The sequence below is a fragment of the Burkholderia sp. HMSC10F09 genome (assembly GCF_001806955.1).
Classification (GTDB): Bacteria; Pseudomonadota; Gammaproteobacteria; order Burkholderiales; family Burkholderiaceae; genus Burkholderia; species Burkholderia multivorans.
The window spans coordinates 1-6127 of the sequence record NZ_KV786898.1 but is presented as its reverse complement, the minus strand read 5'-3'; the positions used below and the strand labels follow the sequence as shown (position 1 = coordinate 6127).

Below are 6127 nucleotides of genomic sequence, written 5' to 3'. Positions count from 1 at the left end.
GCGCCTCAGCCGGCCGCACCTCAGCCGGCCACTCCCATCCTCCTGCTTCACGATTCGCTCGGCTGCGTCGAGTTGTGGCGCGACTTTCCCGAGCGCCTCGCGGCCGCGACGCAACGCGACGTGATCGCGTACGACCGTCTCGGCTTCGGCCGCTCGGACCCACACCGCGGCACGCTCGCGACGACCTTCGTGCGCGACGAGGCCGACCACGCGTTTCGCGTGGTGCTCGAGCAGTTCGGCGTCGACGCGTTCGTCGCGTTCGGACACAGCGTCGGCGGCGGGATGGCGGTCGGTTGCGCGGCCGCGTATCCGGACCGCTGCCGCGCGCTCGTGACCGTGGCCGCACAGGCCTTCGTCGAGACGCGCACGCTGAACGGCATTCGCGACGCGGGCCGCCAGTTCGACGAACCGGGCCAGCTGGACCGGCTCGCACGCTATCACGGCGACAAGGCCGAATGGGTGTTGCGCGCGTGGGTCGACACGTGGCTGTCGCCGGCGTTTCGCGACTGGAGCCTCGACGACGATCTGCCGCGCGTGCGCTGCGCGACGCTCGCGATTCACGGCGAGCAGGACGAATACGGCTCCGACGCGCACCCGAAGCGGATCGCCGCGCGCGTCGCGGGCCCGTCGTCGTACCTGATGCTCGGCGCGTGCGGGCACATGCCGCACCGCGAACGCACGGACGACGTGCTGGCCGCCGTCGCGACGCTGCTGCGCGACGCGCACGCGTAAGCGCACGGGCGGGCGATGCCCGCCCGGATCAGAACGCGAGCTGGATCGCGAGATCGATCGCGAGCAGCGCGATCGAGCAGCCGATCCCGAGAATCACGTTCGGTACGCGGTGTTCGAAGTCGCGATGATCCTTGCGCATCGCGGCACCGAGCAGAAAGATCGCCTCGACGACGATCTGCAGTCCGACGAACAGCAGCATCAGCAGAAACTCGTAGCCCATCTGCTTGAACGCGGCGAACTGCATCCCGTGATCGCGAATCCACTGGCCCACCCGCAGCAGTTCGTACACAAACAGCAGCGCGGGGAACAGGTAGCTGATGAAATAGGTCGGCGCAGTGGCGTGCCGTAGTTCGAGGTGGAAATGCTGATGCGTGGTAGCCATCACGAATCCCTCCTTGCGACGCAGGATTGCGGTCGTGACGGCGGCACGAGAACGCGCGATACGGAGGGAGCCCGACGCGCGCCGTGCAGCCGTACGTCGTCAGCATACTGCGGCGCGGCGCTTTTCGCATCGGTCCTGTGTCGCGACCGATACAGCGGGTGCGCGCGACTCGCCACGTGCGCTCATCGCGCCGGGGCGGCGCGCGAGGCGCGCGGCGCAGTCGGCGCGGCCTGCGCGCCTTCGACGAACAGCTTCGCGATCGCGCGGAATTCCTGCTTCAGCGACAGCCCCGACACCGTCAGCCAGCGCAGCATCGCGCCGAGATAGAGATGATGGAACCACGTCGCGAGCTGGTCGGCCGGCAGCGACGGGTTCAGTTCGCCTGCGCGCTGCGCGTCGGCGATCAGTCGATGCCAGACGGGCGCGATGTCGCCGGCGCCCGGATCGCCGCTTTCCGGTGCGGTCGCACCGATGCTCAGGAACCGATGGCGTAGATACGCGAGCAGATGCGCGGGATGCTGCTCGCACCAGACGGCCGACGCATCGAGCACGCAGGCGAGCCGCGACGCGAACGTCCTGCGCCGCGCGACGTCGCGCTGCAGGTGCGCGAGATCGCGCGCGAGTTCGCGTTCGAGCCAGTGCGCGAGTACGGCTTCCTTCGTCGCAAAGTGGTTGTAGAGCGTGCGTTTCGCGACGTCCGCTTCGTCGGCGATCTGCTCCATCGTCACCGCATCGTAGCCGAGCGCGTCGAACAGGCGCGCGGCGGTGTCGGCGAGATGCGCGAGCATCTGGATGCGCTTGCGCGCGCGGCGGCCGGAATCGGCGGGCGGTGGCGTCATGGCGGAGCGTTTCGCTGAAAGTGTACGAATTGCATTAGTATACGACGTGCACTTTTATGACACCATTCGTGCGATGCACGAGGAGCGCCGATGAAGCTCGTGATTGCAACCTATGGCACCGAAGGCGACACGCGTCCGCTCGCGGCGCTCGGTCGTGCGCTGCTCGATGCCGGCCATGACGTGCGGCTGCTTGCCGATGCAGCGACGCTCGCGAGCGCCGAGGCGGTCGGCGTGCCCTCTGCCGCGCTGTCCGGCGACATTCGCGGCGCGTTGTCCGACGCGGTGCTCGGACAGGGCGGATTCCGCGATACGTCGAAGGCGCTCGCGGCGATCGCGAACGCGAACACGGCCGCGTGGATGCACGAGCTGACGCAGGCGTCGGCCGGCTGCGATGCGATCGTCGTGTCGGGGCTCGCCGCGTTCGTCGGTCTGTCGGTTGCGGAATACCGGAACGTGCCGGCGATCGGCGCCGGGATGATCCCGATTACGCCGACCGCGGCGTTCGGCTCGCCGTTCCTGCCGCCGCGCCGCGTGCCGCGTTGGCTGAACCGCGCGAGCCACCGGCTCGTGAACGCGCTGCTGTGGCATGCGTTCCGGCGCGCGACGAACGCCGCGCGTGCGAGCGTTTGCGGGCTGCCGCCGCGGGGGCGCGTCTGGACCGACCATCCGATGCTGTACGGCGTGTCGCCGGCGCTGCTGTCCGCGCCGGCGGACTGGCCCGACCACGTGCGCGCGGTCGGTCAGTGGCGCGCCGATACGCGCGAATGGACGCCGCCGCGCGCGCTCGCGTCGTTCCTCGATGCGGGTGAGCGGCCGATCTATATCGGCTTCGGCAGCATGACGGGCTTCGATCGTGCCGCGATGGCCGCCGCGCTGACGGCGGCGCTCGACGGAAGGCGCGCGCTGTTCTATCCGGGCTGGAGCGCGATCGACGCGACGATGCTGCCGCCCAACGTTCAGGTGATCGGCGATACGCCGCACGACTGGCTGCTGCCGCGCACGTCGATGGCGATTCATCACGGCGGGTCGGGCACTTCGCATTCGGCCGCGCGCGCCGGCATTCCGTCGGTTGTCGTGCCGTTCGCGGGCGATCAGTTTTTCTGGGCGGACCGGCTGCAGCGGCTCGGCGTCGCGGCCGGCGCCGTGCCGGGCGGCCGCGTGCAGGCGACCGCACTCGCGCATGCGATCGCGTTCGCGGAGCGCGAGGACACGCGCTCGCGCGCCGCGGCGCTCGGCGCGCGCATCGCCAGCGAGGACGGGCTCACCCGCGCGGTCGAGGCGATCGAACGCTGGACGCGCGCGCTCAGGCGTTGATGCCCGACGCGCGGCACGCGCCCGCTCAGAAATGTCCGGTGAACCGGTAGCGGCTGCCCGGATGCCAGAGATTCGCGACCGACGCGACCATCCCCTGCGACCACGTGCGCCGATGCAGCATCAGGCACGGCTCGCGGTCGTCCATCGCGAGCCGGCGGCGCGTTTCCGCGCCGGGCATGGCGGCTTCGATCCGGTATTCGACGCGCTGCAGCGGCGCAACGCGCGTCAGGTACTGGTTCGGCGTGGTCGTCGTGAAGTCCTGCAGCGCGTACTCGGGGGCGCAGGCCGGATTGACCCAGCGCTCCTCGAGCTGCACGGGCGTGTCGTTCTCGAAGTGCAGCACGCGCGAGTGGAAGATCGGGCTGCCTGCGTCGAGCTGCAGTTCGTCGGCGAGCTTGGCGTCGGCGACGGCCGCGCCGACTTCGAGCACCTCGGCGCGATACGCGTGGCCGCGCGCGGCGATTTCATCGGAGATGCTGCGGATCGCGACGAGCGTCGACTCGTATTTCGGCGACGCGACATACGTGCCGGAACCGCGCGTGCGCGTGAGCACCTGCTCGGCCGTCAGCTCGCGCAGCGCGCGGTTCACGGTCATGCGCGCGACGTTGAACTCGCGCGCGAGCTCGTTCTCCGACGGCACCTGGTCGCCCTCCGCCCATTCGCCGGCATGAATGCGCGCGAGGATGAAGTCCTTGATTTCCTGATAGATCGGTGTGGTCATTGCGTCGTTGTTCAAGAGGCGGCGGAAGGCGCTGCGCGCCGCGCCGTCAAGTATAGACAAGCTTCGAATCGCCTTGCGTACCTGAAAGGGACATAGCGGTGGGCCGGCGGTGAAACATGTCTAGACAGAAAACTCAAGCGTGCTCGATCTGCCTATTCTTCCGACAAGCGCCGGCGAGCGTGCATCATGCATCCGTATCATTTTGAAATAAAAGGAAATTCATTCGAAATGCGCATCTGTTCGGCGACTAGAGATAAACACGGATTGCGCGGGCGAGCCGCCAAAAGGCAAAGTTGTATGTACAACTTCGGCGCCGCGACGAACGCGCGCCGCGGGTTGGGGCAGATGCCGCGCGCATCTGCGGGGCTCGGCCACTTACAGGAACGCCATGAAAAAACTCGTGCTCAGTGTCGCTCTCGCGTGCATCGCCGTCGGGGCGCATGCGAAGGATTGGTCGACGATCCGCTTCGGCGTCGACGCCAGCTATCCGCCGTTCGAATCGAAGGACGCCAGCGGCAAGGTCGTCGGCTTCGACGTCGATCTCGGCAACGAAATCTGCGCGCGGCTGAAGGCGAAATGCGTGTGGGTCGAAAACGACTTCGACGGGATGATCCCGGCGCTGAAGGCCCGCAAGTTCGACGGCGTGCTGTCGTCGATGTCGATGACGCCTGCGCGTGCCGAGCAGATCGCGTTCTCGGACAAGCTGTTCAACACGCCGACGCGGCTCGTCGCGAAAAAGGGTGCCGGGCTGCAGCCGAGCGCCGAGTCGCTGAAGGGCAAGTCGGTCGGCGTCGAGCAGGGGACGATCCAGGAGACGTACGCGAAGGCGTACTGGGCGCCGAAGGGCGTGCAGGTCGTCCCGTATCAGAACCAGGACGGCGTGTATCAGGACTTGATGTCGGGCCGCCTCGACGCGGCGCTGCAGGACGCCGTGCAGGCCGATCTCGGTTTCCTGAAGACGCCGCGCGGCGCGAACTTCGCGTTCGCGGGCGGCAACCTCGACGATCCGAAGACGCTCGGCAACGGCGCGGGCATCGGGCTGCGCAAGGAAGACGCCGACCTGAAAGCGAAGATCGACGCGGCGATCGCCGCGATGCTGAAGGACGGCACGTACAGGAAGCTCGAGAAGAAGTACTTCGCGTTCGACGTCTACGGCGGCTGACGCCGCGGCGGCGCGCGCGGCATACGGCCTCGCGCGCCGCATGTCTTTCCGGATGGAACCGACATGATTTTCCAGGGATTTGGCCCGCTGCTGTGGGCCGGTACGGTCGAGACCGTGAAGCTCGCGGTGCTGTCGCTCGCCGCTTCGCTGCTGCTCGGCCTCGCGGGCGCGGCCGCCAAACTGTCGACGAACCGCGTGCTGCGCGCAGTCGGCACGTTCTATACGACGCTGATCCGCGCGGTGCCCGACCTCGTGCTGATGCTGCTGCTGTTCTACGGGATCCAGATCCTGCTGAACAACGTGACCGACCTGCTCGGCTGGCAACAGATCGACATCGATCCGTTCTTCGCCGGCGTCGTGACGCTCGGCTTCATCTACGGCGCCTACTTCACCGAAACGTTCCGCGGCGCGTTCCTCGCGGTGCCGCGCGGTCAGCTCGAAGCCGGCTTCGCATACGGAATGGGCGGCTGGCGCGTGTTTCGGCGCATCCTGTTCCCGCAGATGATGCGCTTTGCGCTGCCGGGCATCGGCAACAACTGGCAGGTGCTCGTGAAGGCGACCGCGCTCGTGTCGATCATCGGCCTCGCGGACGTCGTGAAGGCGTCGCAGGACGCCGGCAAGAGCACGCTCGATTTCTTCTTCTTCACGCTCGCGGCCGGTGCGATCTACCTCGCGATCACGACGGTGTCGAACGTCGTGCTGCACCACCTCGAGAAGCGTTATTCGGTCGGCGTCCGGAGGCTTGCACTGTGATCGAACTCGTCAGCCAGTACTGGCAGAACTATCTTTATACCGACGGCTACCGCTTCAGCGGCCTCGCGATCACGCTGTGGCTGCTCGTCGTGTCGATCGTGCTCGGCTTCGCGCTCGCGGTGCCGCTCGCGATCGCGCGCGCCTCGTCGAATCGCTGGATCTCGGGGCCCGTCTGGCTCTACACCTACGTGTTCCGCGGCACGCCGCTCTACGTGCAGCTGCTG

Annotated in this window: 8 protein-coding genes; 5 read left to right on the top strand and 3 right to left on the bottom strand. The window is 67.8% G+C overall.

The window, feature by feature from the left end:
- The coding region (locus HMPREF3115_RS25400; protein ID WP_070556604.1) for an alpha/beta fold hydrolase at window positions 1–732 on the top strand (732 nt) is incomplete at its 5' end.
- Between the two features lie 28 nt (window positions 733–760).
- Here the strand turns inward: HMPREF3115_RS25400 and HMPREF3115_RS25395 are convergent.
- Both HMPREF3115_RS25395 and HMPREF3115_RS25390 read right to left on the bottom strand, forming a co-directional pair.
- Window positions 761–1114, bottom strand: coding sequence for a hypothetical protein (locus tag HMPREF3115_RS25395; protein WP_006397952.1), 354 nt, complete (start codon window positions 1112–1114; stop codon window positions 761–763).
- Between the two features lie 182 nt (window positions 1115–1296).
- Window positions 1297–1953, bottom strand: coding sequence for a TetR/AcrR family transcriptional regulator (locus HMPREF3115_RS25390; protein ID WP_070556602.1), 657 nt, complete (start codon window positions 1951–1953; stop codon window positions 1297–1299).
- Between the two features lie 90 nt (window positions 1954–2043).
- Between HMPREF3115_RS25390 and HMPREF3115_RS25385 the strand changes: the two genes are divergently transcribed.
- Entirely contained in the window at window positions 2044–3267 is a 1224-nt protein-coding gene (locus HMPREF3115_RS25385) for a glycosyltransferase (RefSeq protein ID WP_070556600.1), read from the top strand.
- Window positions 3268–3292: 25 nt separating this feature from the next.
- On the opposite strand, the gene hutC is transcribed toward HMPREF3115_RS25385, so the two are convergent.
- On the bottom strand, window positions 3293–3988 hold the full coding sequence (hutC, locus tag HMPREF3115_RS25380; protein ID WP_006397955.1) for a histidine utilization repressor: 696 nt from the start codon (window positions 3986–3988) through the stop codon (window positions 3293–3295).
- 388 nt (window positions 3989–4376) lie between these two features.
- Between hutC and HMPREF3115_RS25375 the strand changes: the two genes are divergently transcribed.
- The 3 genes from HMPREF3115_RS25375 to HMPREF3115_RS25365 form a co-directional block, all read left to right on the top strand.
- Window positions 4377–5150 (top strand): ABC transporter substrate-binding protein, encoded by a 774-nt coding sequence (locus HMPREF3115_RS25375; protein WP_070556598.1) that lies wholly within the window; start codon window positions 4377–4379, stop codon window positions 5148–5150.
- Between the two features lie 63 nt (window positions 5151–5213).
- Window positions 5214–5903, top strand: coding sequence for an ABC transporter permease (locus tag HMPREF3115_RS25370; RefSeq protein WP_006397957.1), 690 nt, complete (start codon window positions 5214–5216; stop codon window positions 5901–5903).
- The coding region (locus HMPREF3115_RS25365; RefSeq protein ID WP_141751739.1) for an ABC transporter permease subunit at window positions 5900–6127 on the top strand (228 nt) is incomplete at its 3' end. The genes HMPREF3115_RS25370 and HMPREF3115_RS25365, both read left to right, overlap by 4 nt.

Excerpts from the sequence above, each read along its gene's own strand:
- HMPREF3115_RS25395 (WP_006397952.1), bottom strand. The coding sequence starts at position 1,114 with ATGGCTACCACGCATCAGCATTTCCACCTCGAACTACGGCACGCCACT.
- HMPREF3115_RS25370 (WP_006397957.1), top strand. The coding sequence starts at position 5,214 with ATGATTTTCCAGGGATTTGGCCCGCTGCTGTGGGCCGGTACGGTCGAG.
- HMPREF3115_RS25375 (WP_070556598.1), top strand. The coding sequence starts at position 4,377 with ATGAAAAAACTCGTGCTCAGTGTCGCTCTCGCGTGCATCGCCGTCGGG.
- hutC (WP_006397955.1), bottom strand. The coding sequence starts at position 3,988 with ATGACCACACCGATCTATCAGGAAATCAAGGACTTCATCCTCGCGCGC.
- HMPREF3115_RS25390 (WP_070556602.1), bottom strand. The coding sequence starts at position 1,953 with ATGACGCCACCGCCCGCCGATTCCGGCCGCCGCGCGCGCAAGCGCATC.
- HMPREF3115_RS25385 (WP_070556600.1), top strand. The coding sequence starts at position 2,044 with ATGAAGCTCGTGATTGCAACCTATGGCACCGAAGGCGACACGCGTCCG.